The following is a 25,149-nucleotide window of genomic DNA, read 5'->3' as shown; positions in this document are numbered from 1 at the left end:
ACAGCCGCCCCAATGAGTCGCAAAGAAACACGAAGGCGGGCCCCGTTCAACGACGGGGCCCGCCAAACGTCACGTGACGTTGCGCCGGGCTGCTCGGCAGGGGTGTCAGCGCGTGCGCTCGGTCAGCGCTTGCGCCCCGGGGTGTCAGCGGGTGCGCTCCGAGGTGTCGGCGATTGCGCGCCGGGGCGTCAGCGCTTGAGCTCGGCGGCCACCAGCTCGGCCAGCTGGACGGCGTTGAGCGCGGCGCCCTTGCGCAGGTTGTCGTTGGAGATGAACAGCGACAGCCCGTTCTCCACCGTCTCGTCGGCCCGGATCCGGCCGACGTAGCTCGGGTCCTGCCCGGCCGCCTGGAGCGGGGTGGGGATCTCGGACAGCTCGACGCCGGGGGCGCCGGTGAGCAGCTCGACGGCCCGCTCGGGGCTGATCGGGCGCTCGAAGCGGGCGTTGATCTGCAGCGAGTGGCCGGAGAAGACCGGGACGCGCACGCAGGTGCCGGCGACCTTGAGCTCCGGGATGCCGAGGATCTTGCGGCTCTCGTGGCGGAGCTTCTGCTCCTCGTCGGTCTCGTTGGAGCCGTCGTCGACGAGGGAGCCCGCCAGCGGCACCACGTTGAAGGCGATCGGCCGCTGGTAGACCTTGGGCTCGGGGAACTCGACGGCGGCGCCGTCGTGGGCGAGCGCGGCGGCGCCGTCCACGACCTTGGCGGCCTGGTCCCGCAGCTCGGCCACGCCGGCCACGCCGCTGCCGGAGACGGCCTGGTAGGTGGAGACGACCAGGGCGGCGAGCCCCGCCTCCTCGTGCAGCGGACGCAGCACGGGCATGGCCGCCATGGTGGTGCAGTTGGGGTTGGCGATGATGCCCTTGGGGCGGTCGGCGATCGCCTCCGGGTTGACCTCGGAGACGACCAGCGGGACCTCGGGGTCGCGGCGCCAGGCGGAGGAGTTGTCGATGACGACGGCACCGGCTGCGGCGACCTTGGGGGCCAGGGCCTTGGAGGTGGAGCCGCCGGCCGAGAAGATCACGATGTCCAGGCCGGTGTAGTCGGCCGTGGCCGCGTCCTCGACGGTGATCTCGGTGCCCTGCCAGGGCAGCGTGCGTCCGGCCGAGCGGGCCGAGGCGAACAGTCGCAGCTGCTCCACCGGGCCGATTCCACCGGGAAGTCCAGCGCGCTCGGCCAGGATCTCGCGGACCACGCCGCCGACCTGGCCGGTGGCCCCGACAATGCCGATCTTCATTCCGACTACTCCTCTGAATGGTGCTGTCTACAGCCGCACTCTGCCCATCATGCCTTGTCACGGGCATCGCACGACCTGGCATTCCACGGTATGAGAGCGCTTAGTGGTCCAGACCATTGACGAGGGCCAGCGCGGCCGCGACCTCGGCCTCCCCGGCGGGCAGCAACGGCAGCCGCACGTCCGGGGTGGGGATCCGGCCCTGGGCGTGCAGCACGCCCTTGGTCACCGTCGGGTTCGGCGCGGTGAACGCGGACAGCGCCAGCGCGGTCAGCCGGTGCCCGAGCCCTCGGGCCCGCTCGACGTCCCCGGCCCGCCAGGCCTCGTACAGCTCGACGAAGCGGCCGGTCGCCAGGTGCGCGGAGGCGAGGATGCCGCCGGCCGCGCCGATCGCCAGCATCGGCGCCAGGAAGGCGTCCTCCCCGGTCAGCACCGCGAAGCCGACCGGGGTGTCGGCGAGCAGCTCGGCGGCCGTCTGGTCCAGCCCGCCGGTCGCGTACTTGACGCCCACCACGCCCTCGATCGCGGCCAGTTCGCGCAGCGCGGCGGTGGAGAGCTGCTGCCCGGTGCGGTACGGGATGTGGTAGACGACCAGCGGCAGCGGGCTGGCCGCGGCCAGCGCCCGGAAGTGCGCGACCGTCCCGGCCTCGCCGGCCCGGACGAAGGCCGGGGTGGTGACCAGCGCCGCCGCCCGCGGCACCCGCGCGCCGAGCGCGGCGAGTGCCTCGCCGACGGCCCGGGTGTCGCCGCCGGAGGCCCCGACCGTCAGCTGCGCCCCGCGCGCGGCGCAGGCGGACGCCGTCACGTCGATCACCGCGTCCCGCTCCTCGGCGGTCAGCGCGGCGGGCTCGCCGGTGGTGCCGAGCGCGACCAGGCCGGCCGCCCCGGCGTCCAGGACCTCGTGCGCGAGCTTCTCCAGCGCATCGAGGGCGACGGAGCCGTCGGCGGCGAAGGGGGTGATCAGGGGGACGTGGATGCCCTTGAGTTCCATACCGACGATCCTGCGGCCCGGCGACACCCCAGGTCCAGTTCACATTTCCGACGCTTCTCGTAAGCTGAGCCGATGCTCGACGTACGACGCCTGCGCCTGCTGCGCGAACTCGCCCACCTCGGCACCATCGCGGCCGTCGCCGAGGCGCTGTCCTTCAGCCCCTCGGCGGTGTCCCAGCAACTGTCCGTCCTGGAGAAGGAGGCCGGCGTCCCGCTGCTGGAGCGCACCGGGCGGCGGGTCAGCCTCACCCCGGCCGGACTGGGCCTGGTCCGCCACGCCGAGGCCGTACTCGCCCTGCTGGAGCAGGCGGGCGCCGAACTCGCCCACGCCAAGCGGGGGTTGGCCGGCCCTCTGCGGATCGGCACCTACCCCTCGGCGGCCCGCGCGATTATCCCGGCGGTGCTCGCCGGCCTCGCCGCCTGGCACCCGGGGCTGGAGCCGATGGTCACCGAGGTGGATCCGGCCGCCGTCGGTGCGGCGCTGCGCGCGGGCGAGCTGGACGTGGCGCTGGTCCACGAGTACGACCTCGTCCCGACCGAGCCGGAGCCGGGGCTCGCGGTCACCCACCCGGTCTTCACCGAGCCGATGTACCTGGCCGCCCGCACCGCGGGGACGGTCGCCGAGCAGAGCGGCGCGCCGTGGATCATGTCCCCGCCCGGCACGCTCTGCCACACCATGGCCGTCCGCGCCTGCGAGGCGGCGGGCTTCGCGCCGCGGATCCGGCACCAGATCGACGACTTCACCACGGTGCTCTCGCTGGTCGCCGCGGGCCAGGGCGTGGCGCTGGTCCCCCACCTGGGCACCGCCGGGCCGCCGCCCGGCGTGGTCCTCACCCGGCTGCCGATGTACCGCCGCACCCGCGCCGCGTTCCGGGCCGGCGCGGGCTCCCACCCGGCCATCTCGGCCTTCGTCTCGGCCCTGCACACGGCCGTCCCGCCGGGACTGGGCGGCGGGGCCTGACCACGCAGGCGGGGCCCGAGCTCACGGGCGGGCCCGGGGTGCACACCCCGGACCCGCCCGCGTGCCGCTAACCCGCCAGGCAGCTCGGCCCGAGCAGCTGCTTGAGGTCCCCGAACAGCGCCGGGTCCGACTTCACCCGGTGCCGGTCCAGCCGCAGCACCGTGGTCTTGGTACGGCCCTCCAGCCGCACCCGCACCTCGGTGGTGCCCTTGTGGTGGGTCAGCACCTCGCTGAGCCGGGCGATCAGCGGCGGGGTGACCTTGGCGGTCGGGATGTTGATCACGATCGGCGCCTCGGCGTGCGCGTTCGACAGGTCCGGGATGGACAGCTCCATGCCCATCAGCCGCGGCACGTCCTCCCGCTTGTCCAGCTTGCCGCGCACGAACACCACGGCGTCCTCGACGAGTTGGGAGGAGACCAGCTGGTAGCTCGCCGGGAAGAACATGCAGTCGATCGAGCCCGCCAGGTCCTCGACGGTGGCGATCGCCCAGGCGTTGCCCTGCTTGGTCATCTTCCGCTGGAGGCCCGAGATGATGCCGCCGATGGTGACGATGGTGCCGTCCGGCCGCTCCGCGAGGTCCGCCACCGCGCAGTCCGACTTGTCGGCGAGCACGTGCTCGATGCCGTGCAGCGGGTGGGAGGAGACGTACAGGCCGAGCATCTCCCGCTCCTGGGTGAGCAGGAAGGACTTCTCCCACTCCTCCTCGGAGAACACCACGTCCAGCCCGAAGCTGGGCTCCTCCGAGGTGGCGTCGCCGCCGAAGAGGTCGAACTGCCCCTCGGCCTCCTTGCGCTTCACCCCGACGACGTTGTCGATCATCGGCTCGAACTGCGCGCTCAGGCCCTTGCGGGTGTGCCCGAGCGAGTCGAACGCCCCTGCCTTGATCAGCGATTCGACGGTCCGCTTGTTGCAGACCACCGACTCCACCTTCTCCAGGAAGTCCGGGAAGGAGGCGAACTTCCCCTTCGCCTTCCGGGTGCGGATCATCGACTCGACCACCGGCCCGCCGACGTTGCGGATGGCGGTCAGGCCGAACCGGACGGTCTCGCTGCCGTGCGGCGTGAAGTCCGAGTCCGACTCGTTGACGTCCGGCGGCAGCACCTGGATGCCCATCTTGCGGCACTCGTTGAGGTAGACCGCCGACTTGTCCTTGTCGTCCTTGACGGAGGTCAGCAGGCCGGACATGTACTCGGCCGGGTAGTTGGCCTTGAGGTACGCCGTCCAGTACGAGACCAGCCCGTACCCGGCGGTGTGCGCCTTGTTGAACGCGTAGCCGGAGAAGGGGACGAGGACGTCCCACACCGCCTGGATGGCCGCGTCGGAGTAGCCGCGCTCGCGGCAGCCCTTCTGGAAGGGCACGAACTCCGCGTCCAGGATCTCCTTCTTCTTCTTGCCCATCGCGCGGCGCAGCAGGTCGGCCTGGCCGAGCGAGTAGCCGGCCAGGATCTGCGCGGCCTTCTGCACCTGCTCCTGGTAGACGATCAGGCCGTAGGTGGGCCGGAGCACCTCCTCCAGGGGCTCCTCCAGCTCCGGGTGGATCGGGGTGATCTCCTGCTGCCCGTTCTTGCGCAGCGCGTAGTTGGTGTGCGAGTTGACGCCCATCGGGCCCGGCCGGTACAGCGCCAGGACGGCGGAGATGTCCTCGAAGTTGTCGGGCTTCATCAGGCGCAGCAGCGAGCGCATCGGCCCGCCGTCGAGCTGGAAGACGCCGAGCGTGTCGCCGCGGGCGAGGAGTTCGTAGGTGGGCTTGTCGTCGAGCGGCAGATCAAGCAGGTTGATCTTGACGCCCTTGTTCTTCTCGATCGCCTTGACGGCGTCGTCCATGATCGTCAGGTTGCGCAGGCCGAGGAAGTCCATCTTGAGGAGGCCGAGGCCCTCGCAAGTGGGGTAGTCGAACTGCGTGATGGTGACGCCGTCGGTGTGCCGGGTCCAGACCGGGATGTGGTCGGTCAGCGGCTCGGAGGACATGATGACGCCGGCCGCGTGCACGCCGGGCTGGCGGATCAGGCCCTCGATGCCGCGCGCGGTGTCGATCACCTTCCGCACGTCCGGGTCGTTCTCGTACAGCGCGCGGATCTCGCCCGCCTCGCCGTAGCGCGGGTGGCTGCTGTCCGTGATGCCGGACAGCGGGATGCCCTTGCCCATGACGTCCGGCGGCATCGCCTTGGTGATCCGGTCGCCCATCGCGTACGGGTAGCCGAGGACGCGCGAGGAGTCCTTGATGGCGGCCTTCGCCTTGATGGTGCCGTAGGTGACGATCATGGCGACCTTGTCGGATCCCCACTTCTCCGTCACGTACCGGATCACGTCACCGCGCCGGCGCTCGTCGAAGTCGATGTCGACATCGGGCATCGAGATGCGCTCGGGGTTGAGGAAGCGCTCGAAGATCAGCCCGTGCGGGATGGGGTCGAGGTCGGTGATGCCCATCGCGTAGGCGACCAGCGAACCGGCCGCCGAACCACGGCCCGGGCCCACCGCGATGCCCTGGCTCTTCGCCCACATGATGAAGTCGGCGACCACCAGGAAGTACGCCGGGAACCCCATCTGGATGATGGTGTCCATCTCGTACTCGGCGAGCTTCTTGTGCTCCTCGTCGTACCCGCCCGGGAAGCGCCAGTCCATGCCCTCCCAGACCTTGGACTTGAAGAAGTCCGCCTCGGACTCGAAGCCCTCCGGGATCGGGAACCGGGGCATCAGGTTCTTGAACTTGAACATGCCCTCGGTGTCGACCCGGGAGGCGACCAGCAGCTGGCTGTTGCGGCAGCCCTCCTGCCAGGCGTCCGAGGAGTCCAGCGCGTACATCTCGGCGGCCGACTTGATGTAGTAGCCGGTGCCGTCGAAGCGGAAGCGGTCCGGGTCCGAGAGGTTCTTGCCGGTCTGCACGCAGAGCAGCAGGTCGTGGGCGCCGGCGTCGGCCTCGGTGGTGTAGTGCGAGTCGTTGGTGACCACCGGGGGGATGTTCAGCTTCCTGCTGATCTCCAGCAGCCCGTCCCGGACCCGCTTCTCGATGTCCAGGCCGTGGTCCATCAGCTCCAGGAAGTAGTTCTCCCTGCCGAAGATCTCCTGGTAGTCGGCGGCGGACTTCAGCGCCTCGTCGAACTGGCCGAGCCGCAGCCGGGTCTGCACCTCACCGGAGGGGCAGCCGGTGGTCGCCATCAGCCCGCCGGACAGCTCGGAGATCAGCTCCTTGTCCATCCGGGGCCACTTCACCAGCCAGCCCTCGGAGTACGAGCGCGAGGTCAGCTTGAAGAGGTTGTGCAGGCCCTCCTTGTTCCGGGCCCAGATGGTCTTGTGGGTGTACGCGCCGGACGCCGAGACGTCGTCCCGCTTCTGGTGCGGCTGGCCCCACAGGACGCGCTTGGTGTTCGACCGGGACTCGGGGGCGACGTACGCCTCGATCCCGATCACCGGGGTGATCCCGGCATCGGTCGCCTGCCGGTGGAACTCGGCGGCGCCGTACATGTTCCCGTGGTCGGTCATCGCGACGTGGGTCTGCCCCAGCCGCTCGACCTCCTTGAACATCTGCTTCAGCCGGGCGGCACCGTCCAGCATCGAGTACTCGGTGTGGACGTGCAGATGCGCGAACGGCTGGTCGCTCAAGGCGGGGCCTCCGGAGGCTCTGGTGCTGTTCTGGTGGGCCGGCGAACGCGCGGGTCACAGGGGGAGGAGCCCCGGAAATGGATGTGGCCCGGAACACCTCTCGGGGTCCGGACCATCACTCACGCGTTCACGCGTCCACTCTAGCCTCCTTCGAACAGCTCCCCCACGTCTCCGGCAGGGCCTCAGCTCAGCCCGGCGAGTCGCTCCTCGGCGGCGTTCCTGACCTCCGGCACCTCGATCGGATCGGCCCGCAGGTACGCCAGCCGGGCCCGCACGTGCGGTGCGTCGGGGGCGTGCTCGACCCCCAGCAGCCGGACGTCCGCCTCGCAGTCCCAGAGCGACTCGGTGTACGCCTCGGGCATGCCCGCCGACCCGGCCGCCGCCAGCGCCTCCAGGTACGCGGCCCGCTCGTACGAGTGCGGGGTGTACAGCCAGAACCGTCGCAGCAACGAGACCGCGCCGGCCGCCTCCGACCCGAACCGCGCCAGCCCCCGCGCCAGCCGCATCGGCCCGCACCAGGCCCGGTCCACCCAGTCCCGCTCCAGCGCCGCGACCAGCGCCGGGACGTCCCGCTCCGCCCCGTGCTCGGCCGACCGCCCCGGCAGCGCGCCGCTCGCCGCCTCGGCCATCGGGTCGGGCCGTTCGGCCTCCCGCGCCGGTCCCGGCGGCTCGCTCTGGTCCGAGCCACGGTCCCGGTCCCGGACGGCCTCCTCCAGGTCGCCCCACCACTCCCGCGGCCAGGCCTCCGCCACCGACTCCAGGACGTCGGACCAATGCTCGCCGCCCTCCCGGAGGTACGCCCGCAGCGCCTCCCGGGCCTCGACCGAGCCGCTGAGCGCCAGCAGCTCCAGCACCCCCGCGGCCCGCTCACACGCCTCCTCGCCCCCGGCCAGCACCTCGATCACCGGCCCGAGCGGCAGCTCCAGGTCCCGGACCAGCCGCGCCAGGTACAGGTGCCGCTCGTCGATGTTCGAGTCCCAGCGCCACTCCCACCGGATGCAGCCGTACACCAGCTCGGCCGCCGAGGCGGGATCCTCCGCCGCCATCAGCGCGCCCAGCCCCCGCCCGCGCTGCAACATCCCCGGCAGCGTCCCCGCCGGTGCGTACTCGTGTCGCCGCTCTGCCATGCGCCCATGGTGCCCCAGCCCCCGGCGCGCGGACCCGGCGGGGGACGTCCGAGCACAGCTCCTCCCCGGCGCCACCGCCGGCCGATCAGCAGCACGGCCAATCGATGTCGTCAACCAACCCGCCCACACCATCGTCACTTTGACGATCCATCGGATTCGCCCCCATCGCGACTCCGGGGGTAGTACACCTCGATCGGCACCCGCGCCTCGTCGAACAGCGCCGGCCCGTCCTCCGCCACCACCGGCCACGCCCCCGACTCCGGGTTGAGCTCGACCAGTTGCTCGGTCGCGAGCGCGTACACGACCCGCCCGATCCCCGACCGGACCAGCGCCCCCGCGCACATCCCGCAGGGCTGGCAGCTGGTGTACATGGTCGTGAGCGCGGCGGTCTCCTCGTCCAGGGCCCGGGCCGCCCAGCGGGCGAGCTTCAGTTCCGGGTGGGCCGTGATGTCGTCGTCGCGCCGGACGGTGTTGTGCGCTTCGGCCAGCACCGTCCCGTCCGGCCCGGCCAGTAGCGAGCCGTACGGCGCGTCGCCCAGTTCCACGGCCCGCGCCGCGATCCCGATCGCCTGCCGCAGCAGCGCCTCGTCCGCAGGGGTGATCATGACGCCTTCCTCCACTCCTCGGCCACGGCCGTCAGGGCTCGCCACGCGGTCTCGGGGTGGCGGGTCTCCTCCGGATCGGCCTGGTACGGGTCCAGCACGACGGCCTCCGCGCCGAGTCCGCGCAGTTCCCGCAGGTCGGCGATGACCTGTTCCAGACTGCCGACCCCGGCGAGCCGTTCCGGGTCGTCCAGCGGCCGGTCGGTCAGCCGCAGCGCGATCCGCGGCGCGAACCCGGGCAGTACACGGCTCTCCAGCACCGACCGCATCTTCGCCAGGGTCAGCCGCAGCGGGTGCCAGGCGTCGCCGTGCTCGATCGCCCGTCGGATCGCCGCCCCGCTGTGGCCGCCGACCCACACCGGGGCGGCAGCACCCTCCCCCTGCTGCACCCACGCCTCCCGCACCGCCCGCAGGTACTCGCCGGTCAGCCGCCCCCGCGCGCCGAACGGCACTCCGAGCGCCTCGAACTCCTGCCGCGCCCAGCCGGCCCCGACGCCGAGCACGAACCGCCCGCCGCTGAGCCGGTGCAGGGTGCCGGCCATCCGGGCCACCAGCAGCGGGTTCCGGTACGGCAGCACCAGCACGGTGGTGCCCAGCCGCAGCCGGCCCTCGGTCACCCCGGCCAGCCAGGAGAGGGTGGCGAAGGGGTCGTAGAAGGGTTCGGGGTAGCGCTCGGAGACGTCCGCCGTCACGGCGACGTGGTCCGACACCATCAGCAGGTCGAACCCGAGACCCTCCACCACCCGCGCCCAGTCGCGCAGCATGCCGGGGTCCGTCCCGGGCCCGAAGTTCGGTACGTTGACGCCAAATTGCATGCCACGAGGCTATTCCCGGGCGGATTCCGCACGGAACCCAATGCTCCCGGCAGAACCCTCCCCCAGCCGCGAATCCACCGGTAATATCGCCGGATGGCCGCGAACCTCGACGACACCGACTGGGCGATCATCGATCAGCTCCAGCAGGAGGCCCGGATCTCGCTCAGCGAGCTGGGCCGCCGGGTCAACCTCAGCCCGTCCGCCACCACCGAGCGGGTGCGGAACCTGGAGTCGCTGGGCGTCATCACCGGCTACCACGCCACCGTGGACCTGGCCAAGGTCGGCTACCCGGTGCTCGCCGTGGTCCGCCTGAAGTACCCGGGCAACCGCCACCAGCCGCTGCACCTGATGCTCGCCCAGCGCCGCGAGATCCTGGAGTGCCTGCGCACCACCGGCGACGACTGCTACACCCTCAAGGTGGCCGCGACCTCCATGGAGCACCTGGAGACCCTGATGGACTCGCTCGCCGGCTTCGGCAGCACCACCACCAGCGTCGTCTACAGCCAGACCCTCCCCCGCCGCGGCCCGGCCCGCCCGTGACGGGCCGGCCGGGCTCCCGGTGACCGACTGGGACAAGCTCCGCCGGACCGGCCAGGACAGTCCCTAGCCGTCCAGGTCCGCGAGGAAGTCCACCGCCGCCGCCCAGGCCTGCTCGGCGGCGTCCGCGTCGTAGTCGTCCAGGTCCGGGTCGGTGAACAGGTGCCCGGCGCCCGGGTAGCGGTGCACCTCGACCTCCGCACCGGCCCGCCGCATCCGCAGGTACCAGGCGTTCAGCCAGTCCTCCGGCTCGTACGGGTCCGGCTCCGCCATGTGCAGCTGCACCGGGATCGCGGTTGCCGCGTCCTCCCGCAGGTCGGAGGTGCCGTGCAGGAGCAGCAGCCCGCGGGCCTTCTCGTCGGCCAGCGCCAGGTTCTGCGCGATGGCGCCGCCGAGCGAGAACCCGGCGTACACCAGCCCGCCCTCGGAGAGCGGGGCGGAGGCGACCACTGCGCGCCGCAGCAGTTCGTCCCCGCCGCCGATCTCCTCCTGGTAGGCCTGCGAGGCCTCGTTGTCGTCGAAGGTGCGCCCCTCGAAGAGGTCCGGGGTGTGCACGGTGTGCCCGGCGGCGCGCAGCCGGTCGGCGGCGGCCCGGACGGCCGGGTGCAGGCCGTGGGCGGAGTGGAAGAGGACGATCTGGGCCACGGTTCGGGGTCCTTCGGCAAACGAGATCAGGGATACCCACCCATGATCCCGCACCCGCCCCGGAAGCCCCCGCCGAAGGCCATCGCGCAGGAGTGCGGCCTCCTGCGCGATGGCCTTCGGCGCCGGACTCGGCCCGCTGCTCGCCGGGGCGCTCTCCGAGCTGGCGCCCGTGCCGACCGGCCCCGTCTTCGCGGTCGAGGCCGCGGTCCTGGCGAGCGCGGTACCGGCGAGCGCGGTACCGGTGGTGCTGCGAATGCCGGTGCGCCGCCCCCGCGCGCCGTTCCACACCCTCCCGCGCCCGCTCCGCTCCGTTCTGCGCCGTTCACATGTTCGTAAGATTCCTTCCTTTAGGAATGTTTCTTGGCCTCGATCCGACGGGCAAGAACAAGCACACTCCCTCCCCGAACGAAAGCCTTGCAACAACATTCCATCCCGATGGTATGTATGAGCTGTCGTCAATCACGGAGGGCAGGAACATGGCAAAGCAGGAGCGGGCGCGCCGCACCCGGGAGAAGGTCCTGACGGCCGCGGCCGAGATCTTCGCCGCCCAGGGCTACGAGAGCACCACCCTGAACACGGTGGCCGATCGCATCGGCATGACCAAGGGCGCGCTCTACGGCCACTTCCCCTCGAAGGGCTCCCTGGCCCGCGCCCTGATCGACGAGTCCCGGACGGTCTGGACCAGCGTGCACGCCGAGTACGACACCCCGGGCGCGGACGCCGCCGAGGTGCTCCGGGGCGTCGTGGTGGGCTTCGCCGACCGGCTGCGGTCGGACGTCCGGCTGCGGGCCGCCCTCCGGCTGGCGGCGGACTGCCCCAACCTGGCCCAGGCCCCCGCCGACGTCCTCGCCGACATGCACGTCGCCCTGACCGACCTGGTCCGCCGGGCCCAGCGCGACAGCGGCTTCCCCGACCACTGCCCGCCCGTGGTCGCCGAACTGCTGCTGATCGTGCTCCGGGGGCTGCTGAACACCCGCACCGAGTGCGACGGCGGCACCCGCGCCCCCGGCGGGGAGCCGCTGTGGCGGCTCCTCTTCACGGCCCTGTCCGGCAGCACCGCCCTGCCCGGCGACCCGGCCCCGACCGGAGGCCCCGCCCCGAGCCCCACCGCCGCCGGCTGCCCCGCCCCGGGCCCCGCCCACCCCTGAGCCCCCGCCCCGATGCCCCGGGCCTGCCCCCACCCCGCTACGACACCACGTCCTTGCGCGCGAACCCGCGGAAGGCCAGCGCCAACAGCACCACCGCGTACGACAGCGACAACGAGACCCCCTGCAGCATGCCGCCCCACTCCAGCTGCGGCTGCAGGGCGTCCGCCCAGGCGTACTGCCAGTGCGCCGGCAGCCACTCCCGCAGGTCCCCCAGCGCGGTGACGGCGTCCAGCACCCCGGTGATGATCGACAGGAACACCGCCCCGCCGACCGCCCCCAGCGGCGCGTCCGTGGCCGTCGACAGCCAGAACGCCAGCGCGGCGATCACCAGTTCGCTCAGGAACACGAAGGCCACCGCGATCGCGATCCGGGGCAGCGCCTCCCCGGCCGGCAGGCTGGCCCCGGCGGGCAGCTTGAGGTCCCCCCAGCCGTACGCCACCGTGCCCACGACCAGCCCGATCGCGGGCAGCATGACGACCGCGACCGCCGAGAACGCCAGCCCGACCACGAACTTGCGGGCCAGCAGCCGGGCCCGCGGCACCGGCGCGGCCAGCAGGTAGCGCAGCGAGGACCAGCTGGCCTCCGAGGCCACGGTGTCCCCGCAGAACAGCGCGACGGGGATCACCAGCATGAAGCCGGTGCCCACGAACAGCATGGTGACGGCGAAGTTGGCGCCCGAGGCGGTGGCCAGGTCGATGAAGGTGGTCCGGTCCGGGCGCCCGGGGGTGCCGCCGATCTGGAACGCCGCCAGGATGACGAACGGCATGGCGGCCAGCACCGCGCCGATCACCAGGGTGCGCCGCCGGCGCAGCTGCCGGATCGCCTCCACCCGTAGCGGCAGGGTCCGGCTCGCCCGGTACCCCGCCGCGTGGTCCCCCGAGGCGCGGTCGCCCTGGCCGGCGTCCGTGCTGTCACTCGTCACCCTGGCAGCGCTCACGCCGCACCTCCGATCAACGACAGGAACGCGTCCTCCAGGCGCCGCTGCGGTCCGGCGCTCTCCACCGGCACCCCCAGCCGCACCAGCTCCGCCAGCAGTTCGCTCGCCGGCAGCCCGTCCAGCCGGACCAGCAGCCCGCCCTCGACCGCCTCCGCCGAGCCGACCCCGGCCAGCGCGCCGATCTTCTCGACGACCGGCTCCGGGTCGTAGGACGCGGCCACGCCGATCATCAGCAGCTCACCACCGCCGACGATCTCGCCGACCGGCCCGGCCGTCACCAGCTGCCCGCGGTCCATCACCACCAGGTCCGTACAGCTCTGCTCGACCTCGGCCAGCAGGTGGCTGGAGACGATGACGGTCCGGCCGGCGGCCGCGTACCGGATCATCACCTCGCGCATCTCGCGGATCTGCGGCGGGTCCAGCCCGTTGGTCGGCTCGTCCAGGATCAGCAGGTCCGGCATCCCGAGCATCGCCTGGGCGATGGCGAGCCGCTGCCGCATGCCCTGCGAGTACGTCCGCACCGCGCGGTCCAGCGCCTCGCCGAGCCCGGCGATCGCGAGCGCCTCGTCGAAGCGCGCGTCGGCCTCCGGACGCCCGGTGGCCTGCCAGTACAGCCGCAGGTTGGCGCGTCCGGTGAGGTGCGGCAGGAAGCCCGCGCCCTCGACGAACGCCCCGACCCGCGAGAGCACCGGCGCCCCGGGGCGGATCAGGTGCCCGAAGACCCGGATCTCCCCGGCGTCCGGCCGGATCAGGCCCATCAGCATGCGCAGCGTGGTGGTCTTGCCGGCCCCGTTCGGCCCGAGCAGGCCGAGCACCTGGCCCCGCTCCACCCGGAAGCCCAACTCCCGTACGGCATAACGGTCCTGAGAGCCCTTGTAGCGCTTGCTCAGCCCGCTGATCCGTAGCGGCACCCCGGCCAGCGCCGGATCGAACTCGGGCCCCGGGGGCCCCGACGGCCCGGAGAGCCCCGCCGGCCCACCCGCCGCGGCCCCCCGCCGCAACCACCGCCGCCGCACCAGCGGCAGCAGCACCACCCCGGCGGCCACCAGCACGGCGCCCACCGGCAGCATCCAGGTCCGCGCGGGCAGCGGCGCCGCCTCCGTGACCAGCTCCTCGACGGTCGGCGCGGTGAGCGCCCCGGCCACCGCCACCCGGTAGGTGGCCGGGTCGGCCGGCGAGGCGTACGCCAGGTCGGTGGAGGCCAGCACCAGCCGCAGCCGGTGCCCGGCCGGGAAGTCATGGTCCACGGCGGGCAGCCGGACGGTCACCGTCTGCCCCGCGTCGGCGCCGGTGACCCGCAGCGGCGCCGCGAGCTGCTGCGGCAGCACCGCCTTGCCGTCCGGCCCGACGTCGTACAGCTTCGCGAACAGCACCGCGTCCGGCCGGTCCGCCGTCACCCGCACCGGTACGGTCGGCTGCCCGGTGAGGTGCAGCGGCTTGTCCAGCGGCGCCGATTCGAAGGCGGCGTTCTGCCCGGGGAAGTCCAGCGAGAGCCCGGCCCCGAGCGAGGCCGCCTGGCTCAGCGCACCGATCCCGGGCAGCGTGGAGATCCCCGGCGGCGCCCCGCCGGGCGGATTGGCGACGGCCTGCTCCCGGCCGGTCAGCTCGACGGACCGGGTCGCGGTCCCCCCGAGCCCGGGGTAGCGGTCGGCGTCGGCGCCGCGCAGCACGGCCTGGAAGCCGGTCGAGTCCACGCCGCCGGTCCGGGTCACCCGGAAATGCGGCCCGGTGTCGTTCCCGCGCCCCCTCAAGTAGTGGTCGAACCAGGCGGTGACCCGGTCGTCCACCCGGGCGCTGGTGTCCGTCCCGCCGTCGTGCCCGCCGGCGAACCAGTCCACCGAGACGGGCGCGCCGTTGGCCGCGACCGCCTGGGCGATCCGGTCGCCCTGGTCGAGCGGGAACAGGGAGTCCTGCTGCCCCTGCACCACCAGGGTGGGCGCCTTGAGCTGCGCCGCCACCGAGGACGGGCTCGACTTGTCCAGCAGCGCGACGGCCTCCGGGTCGGCGTGCCCGGCGGTCGCGACCCGGTCGTACATCTGGCAGAGCGAGTCCAGGAACCGCCCGCAGCCGACCTGCCCGTCCGTCGGGGCGCCGTCCGGCTCGGTCCCGTTGCGCGGCGCACCGCCCGAGGGCCCGAGGTCCCCCGCCGAGCCGGTGGTGAAGAAGATCCCGGCCCACAGCTTCTTGAACACGCCGTCGGCCGCGCCCGAGCCCTGTGCCCCCTGCGGGAACAGCGCGTCGGCCAGGTTCCACCAGGTGATCTGGGTGGCCACCGCGTCGATCCGGTGGTCGTACGCCGAGGCCAGCAGCGAGATCGCCCCGCCGTACGAGGCGCCGGTGATGCCGACCCGGGGGTCGCCGGGGCCGTCGAGCTGCACCTCGGGCCGCTGGGCCAGCCAGTCCACCAGGTGCTTGACGTCCTCGACCTCCCGGTCCGGCGCGTTCAGCCCGATCTTCCCGCCCGAGTGCCCGAAGCCGCGCGCCGACCAGGTCAGCACCGCGTAGCCCTGCCGGGCCAGCTGCTGAGCGCGGTCCCGCTCGCCCTCCTTGGAGCCGCCGAAGCCGTGCGCGAGCAGCACGGCCGGGCGCGGGCCGGAGCCGGTGGTGAAGAACGAGGTGTCCAGCTGGACCTGCTGGGTGCTGCCGGGCGTCTCCGGCATGCTGAGGAAACGATCCTCTTGATGGACCGCCTGCTCACCGTCGGACGCCACCGCCACCGTGCCGACCCCGGCCACCGCCACCAGGGCCACCGCCCCGGCCACCAGCCTGCGCCGTACCGACGTGCCCCGGCCGCGCCATCGACGCCATGCCCCACCGAACTCCATGGGGGCAGATCGTATCCGCCGCACGAGTAGGTGTCCGATAAAGCCGCCACCCCTTTTCATCCGTTTCAGGCCGCTAAGCGCCGGTATCGTACGGCTCACCAGCCTGTCCCGCCCCGAGAAGGTCCCCCGTGCTCTGGCCGCTGATCACCCTGCTCGCCACCGTCGCCGCCACCCTCGCGATCGGCTGGATCGTCGACCAGGCCCTCCAGCGGATCAGCGCCGACCACCCCGGGGCACCGGTCTGGGCACTGCTCCGCCGCTGCCGGATCCCGCTCCAACTCGCCATCGCGTCAGCCCTGTTGCTCGCCGTCGACCCGCTCAAGCGGATCTTCCACCTGGCCGACGACGAGGGCGCCCACCACCTGCTCCTACTGCTCCTGCTCGCCTCCCTCGGCTGGCTCACCGTCCGCGTGGTGGCCGCCGTCCTGGAGGCACTGCTCCGCCGCTACGAGACGGTCACCGACGACCCGGCCCGGGTGCAGCGGGTCCGCACCCAGGTCAGCATGCTGCGCCGGGTGGTCGGCGCGGTGATCGTCGTGGTCACCGCCGCCGTGATGCTGCTGACCTTCTCCGCGATGCGCACCGTCGGCGCCAGCCTGCTCGCCTCGGCCGGCCTGATCGGCATCGTGGCCGGCATCGCCGCCCAGAGCACCCTGGGCAACTTCTTCGCCGGCCTTCAGATCGCCTTCGGCGACACCGTCCGGATCGGCGACACCGTGGTGGTGGACGGCCAGCAGGGCACCGTCGAGGAGATCACCCTCTCCTACCTGGTGGTCCGGCTCTGGGACCACCGCCGGCTGATCGTCCCGGTCTCCTACTTCGTCAACAAGCCCTTCGAGAACTGGACCCGCCGCGATCCCGGCCTGCTCGCCGCCGTCCTGCTCCACCTCGACCCCACCACCCGGGTCGACGACCTCCGCGCCACCCTGCACACCCTGCTGGAGCAGCACCCCCGCTGGGACGGCGACGAATGGGCCCTCAACGTCACCGACACCACCCCCAGCACCATCGTCGTCCGCGCCACCATGACCGCCCGCACCCCCGACGACGCCGCCCAACTCCGCTTCGACATCCGCGAACAACTCATCGCCCACCTCCGCGACGAGCACCCCCAAGCCCTCCCCCGCCTCCGCACCACCGACACCTGACCCCGCACCCCCGCCCTCCCCCAACAAAAATCCCCGCGCCCCGGAAGGGGCGCGGGGAACTGCGCGAAGCGGAAGGCCGAGACCCGCACACCCGTCCCGGCCACCAAGAAGCCCTACAAAACCCTCGTCATCGTCCGATGCGGAATCCCGGCATCGTCATACACCGGCCCCTCCGCCACGTACCCCAGCCGCTCGTAGAACCCGAGCGCCCGCACCTGTGCGTGCAGTTCGACCTCGACGCCCCCGCGCTCGCGCCCCGCCGCCTCGATCGCCCGAACCAGCTCGACCCCGAGCCCGGTCCCCCGGGCCGCCGCGACGACCGCGAGCCGCCCGAGCAGCACGCGTCCCTCGACACCCCCGGTCAGCTCCAGCGCCTGGTCGCCGAAGATCAGCCGCCCGGTCCCGAGCCCCGCACCGTCCGCGCCCACGGCCAGCACGTGCACCGAGGTCGCGTCGTACTCGTCGTACTCCAGCTCCTCCGGCACGTTCTGCTCGACGACGAACACCTCACGCCGGACGGCCCGCGCCAGCTCCAGGTCCGCTTCGCTCTCGGCGACCCGCACGGAGACGGTCATCTCAGCTCTCCGAGGCGATGATGTCGAGCGCCTTCTGCAGGTCCGCCGGGTACTCGCTGCTGAACTCGACCCACTGCCCGTCCGCCGGGTGCTCGAAGCCGAGCGAGACGGCGTGCAGCCACTGCCGGGTGAGCCCGAGCCGCTTGGCGAGCGTCGGGTCGGCGCCGTACGTCAGGTCGCCGACGCAGGGGTGCCGCAGCGCGGACATGTGGACGCGGATCTGGTGGGTGCGGCCGGTCTCCAGCTTGATGGCCATCAGAGAGGCCGCCCGGTACGCCTCGATCAGGTCGTAGTGGGTGACGGACGGCTTGCCGTCGCGGGTCACCGCCCACTTCCAGTCCGAGCTGGGGTGCCGCCCGATCGGCGCGTCGACGGTGCCGCTCAGCGGGTCCGGGTGGCCCTGGACCAGCGTGTGGTAGCGCTTGTCGGTGATCCGGTCGTGGAACTGCCGCTTGAGGTCGGTGTAGGCCCGTTCGGACTTGGCGACGACCATCAGGCCCGAGGTGCCGACGTCCAGCCGGTGCACGATGCCCTGCCGCTCGGCCGCGCCGGAGGTGGAGATCCGGTAGCCGGCCGCGGCGAGCCCGCCGATCACGGTGGTGCCGGTCCAGCCGGGGCTCGGGTGCGCGGCGACGCCGACCGGCTTGTCGATCAGGACGATGTCGTCGTCGTCGTGGACGATCCGCATGCCCTCGACCGGCTCGGCCACGATCTGCACCGGGGCGGCGGGGGCGGGGATCTCGACCTCCAGCCAGGAGCCGGCGGTCACCCGGTCCGACTTGCCGGCCACGGCGCCGTCGAGCGTCACCTTGCCCTCGGCGGCCAGTTCGGCGGCCTTGGTCCGGGAGAAGCCGAACATCCGGGCGAGGGCGGCGTCGAGGCGCTCGCCCTCCAGGCCGTCGGGAACGGGGAGGCTTCGGATCTGCGCTGCGGTACTCACCCGTACGAGTATGCCGGAAACGCGCAGTGCCCCTTCCCCCGCCGGGAGCCGCACCGCTCCGGGCGGAGGACGGAGCGCACTACTTGTCGCCCTTCTCCGCCTGCTGGTGCACGGTCCCGTCCGGGTTGCTGCCGCGGAACGAGAGCAGCACCACGAGGATGCCGCCGCAGACGATCGCCGAGTCGGCGAGGTTGAACACCGCGAAGTGCTGGACCGAGATGAAGTCCACCACGTGGCCGCGGAAGACGCCGGGCGCGCGGAACAGCCGGTCGGTGAGGTTGCCGAGGGCGCCGCCGAGCAGCAGCCCGAGCGCGATCGCCCACGGGAGGCTGTACAGCCGGCGGGCGATCCGCCAGATCACCACGATGACGGCCGAGGCGATCATGGTGAAGACGACGGTCAGCGCCTGCCCCATGCCGAAGGCGGCGCCGGAGTTGCGGATCACCTGGAAGGTGACGATGTCGCCGATCACCTTGATCGCCGCGTGGTTCTCCAGCCGGGCGACGACGAGCAGCTTGCTGGCGAGGTCGATCAGGAACGCGAGGACGGCGACGACCAGCAGCACCCCGACCCGCCGCCGGCCCTTCGGCTTGTCCAGCGCCGTGGCCCCGCCCCCGGCGACCGCCTCGTCCGCGTTCCCGTTCTCCACGGAGCCCGCCCCGGAGGGCCCGGTGGGTTCGATGGGTTCGGCCACAACCGCCTCCGCGCCATCGGCGGGGTTCGGGACGGCGTCGTCCCGGGTCTGGGGGGAACCTTGCGTACTGATGATCCGCTCCGCTGCCGATGTGAGCCGGTGAGGGCCTGAACGCGTCCGTACCGACGAGTCAGGCGACGTTACGGGGTCGAGCGTACGGCAAGCCCGACCCCCCGCGTCGCCCCGGTCGCCCGGCCGAGCCGCCCAGCTGAACCGCCCAACTGAACCGCCCGGTCAAGCGCTCCGCGTCAGCGGCGTTCCTGCTTGGCCTTGCACTGCACACAGAGCGTGGCCCGGGGGAAGGCCTGCATCCGGGCCTTGCCGATGGCCTGTCCGCAGGACTCGCAGGTGCCGAAGCCGACGCCCTCCAGCCGCTCCAGGGCGCGCTCGGTCTGGGCGAGGCTGTCCCGGGCGTTGTTGGCGAGCGCCAGCTCGCTCTCCCGCGAGATGTTCTTCGTACCGGCGTCCACCTGGTCGTCGCCGGCTCCGTCGTTGGAGTCGCGCATCAGGCCGGCGATGGCGGCGTCGGCGGCGTCGATCTCGCCGCGCAGCCGTTCCAGGTCGGCGATCAGCTCGTCGTGCAGTTCGTGGACCTCTTCCGAGGTCCAGGCGTCCTCGCCTGGCCGGACCGGCAGCGTGGCCGGGTCGACCGACTCGGCTCCGCGCGGCACGGTGACGGTGTCGGTACTGGTGTTCTGAGGTGCGGTAGTGGTCACGGTCCCCTCCCCTGGATCGGCCGCCACGGCCTTGCGTGCCCGCTTGGTGGCGGTACCCGCGCTGGTTGCCTTCTCAGCCATGGCTTCGACCCCATCTACGAACGAATCGAGCCGCCGGTTCCCGGCGGCTTCCAGTGCCGGAACGATAATCCCGATCAAAACCGGTCACAACATGACATACCGGCGCCTCACGATGATCCCACCCAGGCAGCCGCCCCAAGCGCCACGCCCCACGCGCTGACAGACTTGTGCCCACCTCACCCCTGCCTAACCGCCCCCGCCGACCAGCCCGGATCGCCCCCGGACCGGCCTCCCCCGAAACCGTTTGGACAAACCGTCTCGCCCGGCCGATACACTTGCCCTGCAAGGCGCAGATGGGACGAGTACCGACGTACGCAGCCACCAGCGACCCGGGGACGGTGCGAGCCCGGGGGTGTGCACGACGGGAAGATCACCCCGGAGCCGCCGGAAGAACGGCCACCGCGCAGCCCGCGGCGGCCCACTAGACCCGGCAGCAAGCCCAAACAAGAGGGCCGCAGCGCAGTACGGCGGCCAAGGAGGGTGGTACCGCGGGGCGGCCAGGCCGTCTCGTCCCTCCGGAGGATCCAGTCCCAGCATCCGCCGGAGGTAGACGCCCGCGATGAACACCTATCACCCCGTCCCCGCACAGGTCGATCTCCCCGCCCTCGAACACCAGATCCTCTCCTTCTGGCAGGACAACAAGGTGTTCCAGCGCAGCCTGGAGCAGTCCGAGGGCCGCCCCGAGTGGGTGTTCTACGAGGGCCCGCCGACCGCCAACGGCATGCCCGGTGCCCACCACATCGAGGCCCGCGTCTTCAAGGACGTCTTCCCCCGGTACCGGACGATGAAGGGCTACCACGTCGCCCGCAAGGCCGGCTGGGACTGCCACGGCCTCCCGGTCGAGCTGGCCGTCGAGAAGGAGCTGGGCTTCTCCGGCAAGCAGGACATCGAGGCGTACGGCATCGCCGAGTTCAACGCCAAGTGCCGCGACTCGGTGACCCGCCACACCGACGCCTTCGCCGAGCTGACCACCCGCATGGGCTACTGGGTCGACCTCGACGAGGCCTACCGCACGATGGACCCGTCGTACGTCCAGTCCGTCTGGTGGTCGCTCAAGCAGATCTTCGACAAGGGCCTGCTGGTCCAGGACCACCGGGTCGCCCCCTGGTGCCCGCGCTGCGGCACCGGCCTGTCCGACCACGAGCTGGCCCAGGGCTACGAGACCGTGGTCGACCCCTCGGTGTTCGTCCGCTTCCCGCTGACCAGCGGCCCGCTGGCCGGCCGAGCCGCCCTGCTGGTCTGGACCACCACCCCGTGGACGCTGGTCTCCAACACCGCCGCCGCCGTCCACCCGGAGGTCACCTACGTGGTGGCCACCGACGGCAACGAGCAACTGGTCGTGGCCGAGCCGCTGCTGGCCAAGGCGCTCGGCGAGGGCTGGGAGAGCACCGGCGAGTCCTTCACCGGTGCCGAGATGGAGCGCTGGGCCTACCGCCGCCCCTTCGACCTGGTCGAGATCGAGAACGCCCACTACGTCCTCAACGCCGACTACGTCACCACCGAGGACGGCACCGGCATCGTCCACCAGTCCCCCGCCTTCGGCGCGGACGACCTCGCGACCTGCCGCAAGTACGGCCTCCCGGTGGTCAACCCGGTGCTCGCCGACGGCACCTTCGCCCCCGAGGTCCCGCTGGTCGGCGGCCAGTTCTTCAAGAAGGCCGACGAGGCCCTGGTCGCGGACCTCAAGGAGCGCGGCCTGCTCTTCCGCCACCTGCCGTACGAGCACAGCTACCCGCACTGCTGGCGCTGCCACACCGCGCTGCTCTACTACGCGCAGCCGTCCTGGTACATCCGGACCACCGCCGTCAAGGACGCGCTGATCCGCGAGAACGAGGCCACCAACTGGTTCCCGGAGACGGTCAAGCACGGCCGCTTCGGCGACTGGCTGAACAACAACATCGACTGGGCGCTCAGCCGCAACCGCTACTGGGGCACCCCGCTGCCGATCTGGCGCTGCGAGGAGGGCCACCTCACCTGCGTCGGCTCGCTGGCCGAACTCAGCGAACTCACCGGCACCGACCAGAGCGGCCTGGACCCGCACCGCCCGTACATCGACGCGGTCACCTTCGCCTGCCGTGACTGCGGCGGCACCGCCACCCGCGTGCCCGAGGTCATCGACGCCTGGTACGACTCGGGCTCGATGCCTTTCGCCCAGTACGGCTACCCGTACCAGAACAAGGAGCTGTTCGAGAAGCGCTACCCGGCGCAGTTCATCTCCGAGGCGATCGACCAGACCCGCGGCTGGTTCTACACGCTGATGGCCGTCGGCACCCTGGTGTTCGACAAGAACAGCTACGAGAACGTCGTCTGCCTGGGCCACATCCTGGCCGAGGACGGCCGCAAGATGTCCAAGCACCTGGGCAACATCCTGCAGCCGATCCCGCTGATGGACCAGCACGGCGCGGACGCCGTCCGCTGGTTCATGGCGGCCGGCGGCTCGCCCTGGTCGGCCCGCCGGGTCGGCCACGGCACCATCCAGGAGGTGGTCCGCAAGACCCTCCTCACCTACTGGAACACCGTCGCCTTCCAGGCCCTGTACGCCCGCACCTCGAACTGGGCGCCCTCCGCGACCGACCCGGCCCCGGCCGACCGCCCGCAGCTGGACCGCTGGGTGCTCTCCGAGCTGAACACCCTGGTCCGCGAGGTCGACGCGGCCTTCGAGGCCTACGACACCCAGCGCGCCGGCAAGCTGCTCTCCGGTTTCGTCGACGACCTCTCCAACTGGTACGTCCGCCGCGGCCGCCGCCGCTTCTGGCAGGGCGACGCCGCCGCGCTCGCCACCCTGCACGAGGCGCTGGAGACCGTCACCCGCCTGATGGCCCCGCTCACCCCGTTCATCACCGAACGGGTCTGGCAGGACCTCATCGTCCCCACCGACCCCCAGGCCCCGGCCTCCGTGCACCTGGCCACCTGGCCCGAGGCCGACGAGACGCTGATCGACACCGAACTCTCCCGGCACATGGCGCTGGTCCGCCGCCTGGTCGAGCTGGGCCGGGCCACCCGCGCCGAGTCCGGCGTGAAGACCCGTCAGCCGCTGTCCCGCGCCCTGGTCGCGGCCCAGGGCTGGGAGGAGCTGCCCGCCGACCTGCGCGCGCAGATCGCCGAGGAGCTCAACGTCGCCACCCTCGAATCCCTCGCCGAGGTCGGCGGCTCCCTCGTCGACACCACCGCCAAGGCCAACTTCCGCGCGCTGGGCAAGCGTTTCGGCAAGGGCGTGCAGGACGTCGCCAAGGCGGTCGCCGCCGCGGACGCCGCCCAGCTCGCCGCCGACCTGCGCGCCTCCGGCGAGACCGGCGTCGAACTCAACGGCGAGACGATCACCCTCTCCCCCGACGAGGTGATCATCACCGAGACCCCGCGCGAGGGCTGGGCCGTCGCCAACGAGTCCGGCGCCACCGTCGCCCTCGATCTGGCCATCACCCCGGAGCTGAAGCGCCTCGGCATCGCCCGCGACGCCATCCGCCAGATCCAGGAGGCCCGCAAGAACTCCGGCCTGGACGTCGCCGACCGCATCGTCCTCCGCTGGCGCGCCACCTCGGAGGACACCGCCGAGGCCATCGCCGAACACGGCCCCCTGGTCGCCGAGGAGGTCCTCGCCACCGACTTCGCCGCCGGCGCAGCCGACTGGGAGTCCACCACCTTCACCGACGAATCCCTCGGCCTCGCCTTCCAACTCCGCAAGGCCTGACCCACCCCGAAGCCGCCGTCACCCCCAGGGTGCCGGCGGCTTCGCCACACCCACCCCCAACACCCCACCCCCAACCCACACCCCACCCCCCAACCCGCACCCACCCACCCCCTCCACCCCCACCTCCCCCTCCCCACCCGACCCAGGCGAGAGGGACGCGCTGCGGGAGGGGGCGGTGGAGGGGGTGGGTGCGGAGAGGGGCGTGACGGGTGATTTTCAGACTGCCAACGGTCTCAACCCCCCACCCACAGAATCGGCAGTCGGAAAATCACCCAGCCCCCGGAGCACCCACCCCCGGAACCGCCCCCGGCCACCCACCCTCCCGAAAGCCCACCCCCAACCACAGCCCCGCGCAGCGCCCCCCACCCCCGCCCCCCAAACAAAGAGAGCGCCCCCTCCCCAACCCAAAGGCCAGAAAGGAGACGCCCTCAAAAAACCCTGCTACAACCTCAGTTGTCGCCATCCTCGTCGATCAGAAAGCCCCGCATCGGCGCAGGAGCCTGCTGCATCGGCTGCGGCGGCTGCGGCCGGACGGCCGCCATCGGCTGGGTCATCCCGGCCGGCTGCATCTGCGGCGCACCGCTGTTGCCACCGCCGCCCTGCCCACCGAAGCTCGGCGCCGGCGCGTTCCCGCCGAAGGAGCTCTGCCCCCCGAAGGACGGCGAGCTGCCCCCGAACGACGGCTGGTTCCCACCGAACGACGGCGCAGAGCCCATCGACCCGGCACCGGCTGGCGCCATCGACGAAGCCGCCGGGGGCAGCGACGCGGTGGCGGGGATCCGCGGCGGCGCGAGCGAGTCGTCCGCCTGCGACTCCAGCTGGCGCAGCTGGGTCTCCAGGTAGGACTTCAGGCGCGTGCGGTACTCACGCTCGAACGCCCGCAGGTCCTCGACCTTGCGCTCCAGCGTGGCCCGCGCGGACTCCAGCGACCCCATCGCGACGCGGTGCTTCTCCTGCGCGTCCCGCTCCAGGGCGTCGGCCTTGGCACGGGCGTCGCGCTCCAGGCCCTCGGCCCGGCTGCGCGCCTCGCCGACGATCTTGTTGGCCTCGGAACGGGCCTCGGAGATCGCCTGGTCGGCGGTCTGCTGAGCGAGCGCCAGCACGCGGGCGGCGCTGTCGCCACCGGGGCCCTGCTGCTGCATCGGGCCGCCGAGCGGGCCGCCCATCTGCTGCTGCTGGCCGCCCATGGGGCCACCCATCGGCTGCATCTGCTGCTGGCCCATGCCCTGGCCCATCGGGTTGCCCATCTGCTGCGGGCCACCGGGACCGCCCATGGGCTGGAGCATCTGACCGCCCATCGGCTGGACCAGCTGCTGCTGGCCGCCCATGGTCTGGCCCATCTGCTGCTGCTGGCCACCGGGGCCCATCTGGCCGCCCGGGCCGGCCGGGAGCTGCGGCGCGCCGGAGGGCAGGCCGAGCGGCTGGTTGCCCATCTGCTGCTGCGGACCGCCGGGGCCCATCTGCTGCGGGCCACCCGGACCCATCTGCTGGGGACCGCCCGGACCCATCTGCTGCGGGCCGCCGGGGCCCATCTGCTGCGGGCCACCCGGGCCCTGCTGGCCGGGGACCGGCGGGCCGGATATGGCGGCCGGGACGGGCGCGGCCGGACGCTGGGCGTCCTGCGGCGGTTCCTTCCGCATGTTGGCCTGGTTCTGCGCGGCGGCGCGAGTCGCGGCGGCCAGCTTGGCCCGCAGGTCCTCGTTCTCCCGGAGGAGGCGGGTCAGCTCCGCCTCGACCTCGTCGAGGAAGGCATCGACCTCGTCCTCGTCATAGCCTTCACGCAGGCGGACGGTCGTGAACTGCTTGTTCCGAACGTCCTCGGGGGTCAATGGCATCTCTTCACCTCAACGTGATCGTCGGCACACCGGCATCCTGTCGCATCGCTCA

The 25,149-nt window shown here is 72.3% G+C and carries 19 protein-coding genes; 5 read left to right on the top strand and 14 right to left on the bottom strand.

From position 1 onward, the window contains the following. Nucleotides 1-188: 188 nt before the first annotated feature. Together ACZ47G_RS28750 and ACZ47G_RS28745 are read right to left on the bottom strand one after the other, a co-directional pair. On the bottom strand, nt 189-1,235 hold the full coding sequence (locus tag ACZ47G_RS28750) for an aspartate-semialdehyde dehydrogenase (protein WP_465747500.1): 1,047 nt from the start codon (nt 1,233-1,235) through the stop codon (nt 189-191). A 100-nt stretch (nt 1,236-1,335) separates the two neighbouring features. Beyond that, nucleotides 1,336-2,223, bottom strand: a complete 888-nt coding sequence (locus tag ACZ47G_RS28745) for a dihydrodipicolinate synthase family protein (RefSeq protein WP_465747498.1) — start codon at nt 2,221-2,223, stop codon at nt 1,336-1,338. A gap of 72 nt (nt 2,224-2,295) precedes the next feature. Between ACZ47G_RS28745 and ACZ47G_RS28740 the strand changes: the two genes are divergently transcribed. After that, nucleotides 2,296-3,183, top strand: coding sequence for a LysR family transcriptional regulator (locus ACZ47G_RS28740; protein WP_465747497.1), 888 nt, complete (start codon nt 2,296-2,298; stop codon nt 3,181-3,183). Between the two features lie 67 nt (nt 3,184-3,250). Here ACZ47G_RS28740 and dnaE read toward each other — a convergent pair whose 3' ends face one another. The 4 genes from dnaE to ACZ47G_RS28720 all read right to left on the bottom strand — a co-directional run bounded on the left by dnaE (nt 3,251) and on the right by ACZ47G_RS28720 (nt 9,328). Next, the gene (dnaE, locus tag ACZ47G_RS28735) at nt 3,251-6,784 is read right to left on the bottom strand and encodes a DNA polymerase III subunit alpha (RefSeq protein ID WP_465747495.1); all 3,534 of its coding nucleotides are present in this window, start codon (nt 6,782-6,784) and stop codon (nt 3,251-3,253) included. Between the two features lie 182 nt (nt 6,785-6,966). After that, on the bottom strand, nt 6,967-7,911 hold the full coding sequence (locus tag ACZ47G_RS28730) for a hypothetical protein (protein ID WP_465747493.1): 945 nt from the start codon (nt 7,909-7,911) through the stop codon (nt 6,967-6,969). Between the two features lie 134 nt (nt 7,912-8,045). Further along, nucleotides 8,046-8,516, bottom strand: a complete 471-nt coding sequence (locus tag ACZ47G_RS28725) for a nucleoside deaminase (protein ID WP_465747491.1) — start codon at nt 8,514-8,516, stop codon at nt 8,046-8,048. Beyond that, nucleotides 8,513-9,328, bottom strand: coding sequence for an LLM class flavin-dependent oxidoreductase (locus tag ACZ47G_RS28720; protein WP_465747489.1), 816 nt, complete (start codon nt 9,326-9,328; stop codon nt 8,513-8,515). Before ACZ47G_RS28720 ends, ACZ47G_RS28725 begins: the two co-directional genes overlap by 4 nt. A 93-nt stretch (nt 9,329-9,421) precedes the next feature. Between ACZ47G_RS28720 and ACZ47G_RS28715 the strand changes: the two genes are divergently transcribed. After that, the gene (locus tag ACZ47G_RS28715) at nt 9,422-9,868 is read left to right on the top strand and encodes an Lrp/AsnC family transcriptional regulator (protein ID WP_465747487.1); all 447 of its coding nucleotides are present in this window, start codon (nt 9,422-9,424) and stop codon (nt 9,866-9,868) included. 63 nt (nt 9,869-9,931) lie between these two features. Here the strand turns inward: ACZ47G_RS28715 and ACZ47G_RS28710 are convergent, their stop codons facing one another. Continuing rightward, nucleotides 9,932-10,510: a dienelactone hydrolase family protein gene (locus tag ACZ47G_RS28710; protein ID WP_465747485.1), complete on the bottom strand. Its 579-nt coding sequence runs from the start codon at nt 10,508-10,510 to the stop codon at nt 9,932-9,934. Nucleotides 10,511-10,986: 476 nt separating this feature from the next. Between ACZ47G_RS28710 and ACZ47G_RS28705 the strand changes: the two genes are divergently transcribed. Further along, the gene (locus ACZ47G_RS28705) at nt 10,987-11,658 is read left to right on the top strand and encodes a TetR family transcriptional regulator (protein ID WP_465747483.1); all 672 of its coding nucleotides are present in this window, start codon (nt 10,987-10,989) and stop codon (nt 11,656-11,658) included. Between the two features lie 37 nt (nt 11,659-11,695). Here the strand turns inward: ACZ47G_RS28705 and ACZ47G_RS28700 are convergent, their stop codons facing one another. Beyond that, nucleotides 11,696-12,580: an ABC transporter permease gene (locus tag ACZ47G_RS28700; protein ID WP_465747605.1), complete on the bottom strand. Its 885-nt coding sequence runs from the start codon at nt 12,578-12,580 to the stop codon at nt 11,696-11,698. A gap of 11 nt (nt 12,581-12,591) precedes the next feature. Further along, a complete protein-coding gene (locus tag ACZ47G_RS28695; RefSeq protein WP_465747481.1) occupies nt 12,592-15,420 on the bottom strand; it encodes an alpha/beta fold hydrolase in 2,829 nt (942 codons plus the stop codon). Between the two features lie 128 nt (nt 15,421-15,548). Here ACZ47G_RS28695 and ACZ47G_RS28690 point away from each other — a divergent pair, with 128 nt between their 5' ends. Then, nucleotides 15,549-16,568: a mechanosensitive ion channel family protein gene (locus ACZ47G_RS28690; RefSeq protein ID WP_465747479.1), complete on the top strand. Its 1,020-nt coding sequence runs from the start codon at nt 15,549-15,551 to the stop codon at nt 16,566-16,568. Nucleotides 16,569-16,681: 113 nt separating this feature from the next. Here the strand turns inward: ACZ47G_RS28690 and ACZ47G_RS28685 are convergent, their stop codons facing one another. The 4 genes from ACZ47G_RS28685 to ACZ47G_RS28670 form a co-directional block, all read right to left on the bottom strand. Further along, nucleotides 16,682-17,143: a GNAT family N-acetyltransferase gene (locus ACZ47G_RS28685; protein WP_465747477.1), complete on the bottom strand. Its 462-nt coding sequence runs from the start codon at nt 17,141-17,143 to the stop codon at nt 16,682-16,684. 1 nt (nt 17,144) lies between these two features. Continuing rightward, nucleotides 17,145-18,083, bottom strand: a complete 939-nt coding sequence (locus ACZ47G_RS28680; RefSeq protein WP_380462005.1) for an RluA family pseudouridine synthase — start codon at nt 18,081-18,083, stop codon at nt 17,145-17,147. Nucleotides 18,084-18,162: 79 nt separating this feature from the next. Beyond that, on the bottom strand, nt 18,163-18,777 hold the full coding sequence (lspA, locus tag ACZ47G_RS28675; RefSeq protein ID WP_465747474.1) for a signal peptidase II: 615 nt from the start codon (nt 18,775-18,777) through the stop codon (nt 18,163-18,165). A gap of 248 nt (nt 18,778-19,025) precedes the next feature. After that, entirely contained in the window at nt 19,026-19,493 is a 468-nt protein-coding gene (locus ACZ47G_RS28670) for a TraR/DksA family transcriptional regulator (protein WP_380462002.1), read from the bottom strand. Between the two features lie 640 nt (nt 19,494-20,133). Here ACZ47G_RS28670 and ileS point away from each other — a divergent pair. Beyond that, complete coding sequence (gene ileS / locus ACZ47G_RS28665) at nt 20,134-23,262, top strand: isoleucine--tRNA ligase (protein WP_465747472.1); 3,129 nt, start codon at nt 20,134-20,136, stop codon at nt 23,260-23,262. Nucleotides 23,263-23,711: 449 nt separating this feature from the next. On the opposite strand, the gene ACZ47G_RS28660 is transcribed toward ileS, so the two are convergent. Then, nucleotides 23,712-25,097, bottom strand: a complete 1,386-nt coding sequence (locus ACZ47G_RS28660) for a DivIVA domain-containing protein (protein ID WP_465747470.1) — start codon at nt 25,095-25,097, stop codon at nt 23,712-23,714. Nucleotides 25,098-25,149: the final 52 nt, after the last annotated feature.

It is taken from the genome of Kitasatospora sp. NPDC030952 (genome assembly GCF_055571335.1).
This window is presented reverse-complemented; position numbering and strand designations above follow the sequence as displayed.

Excerpts from the sequence above, each read along its gene's own strand:
- ACZ47G_RS28725 (WP_465747491.1), bottom strand. The coding sequence starts at position 8,516 with ATGATCACCCCTGCGGACGAGGCGCTGCTGCGGCAGGCGATCGGGATC.
- ileS (WP_465747472.1), top strand. The coding sequence starts at position 20,134 with ATGAACACCTATCACCCCGTCCCCGCACAGGTCGATCTCCCCGCCCTC.
- ACZ47G_RS28750 (WP_465747500.1), bottom strand. The coding sequence starts at position 1,235 with ATGAAGATCGGCATTGTCGGGGCCACCGGCCAGGTCGGCGGCGTGGTC.
- ACZ47G_RS28660 (WP_465747470.1), bottom strand. The coding sequence starts at position 25,097 with ATGCCATTGACCCCCGAGGACGTTCGGAACAAGCAGTTCACGACCGTC.
- ACZ47G_RS28730 (WP_465747493.1), bottom strand. The coding sequence starts at position 7,911 with ATGGCAGAGCGGCGACACGAGTACGCACCGGCGGGGACGCTGCCGGGG.
- ACZ47G_RS28705 (WP_465747483.1), top strand. The coding sequence starts at position 10,987 with ATGGCAAAGCAGGAGCGGGCGCGCCGCACCCGGGAGAAGGTCCTGACG.
- ACZ47G_RS28740 (WP_465747497.1), top strand. The coding sequence starts at position 2,296 with ATGCTCGACGTACGACGCCTGCGCCTGCTGCGCGAACTCGCCCACCTC.
- ACZ47G_RS28685 (WP_465747477.1), bottom strand. The coding sequence starts at position 17,143 with ATGACCGTCTCCGTGCGGGTCGCCGAGAGCGAAGCGGACCTGGAGCTG.
- ACZ47G_RS28695 (WP_465747481.1), bottom strand. The coding sequence starts at position 15,420 with ATGGAGTTCGGTGGGGCATGGCGTCGATGGCGCGGCCGGGGCACGTCG.
- ACZ47G_RS28715 (WP_465747487.1), top strand. The coding sequence starts at position 9,422 with ATGGCCGCGAACCTCGACGACACCGACTGGGCGATCATCGATCAGCTC.
- ACZ47G_RS28745 (WP_465747498.1), bottom strand. The coding sequence starts at position 2,223 with ATGGAACTCAAGGGCATCCACGTCCCCCTGATCACCCCCTTCGCCGCC.
- ACZ47G_RS28720 (WP_465747489.1), bottom strand. The coding sequence starts at position 9,328 with ATGCAATTTGGCGTCAACGTACCGAACTTCGGGCCCGGGACGGACCCC.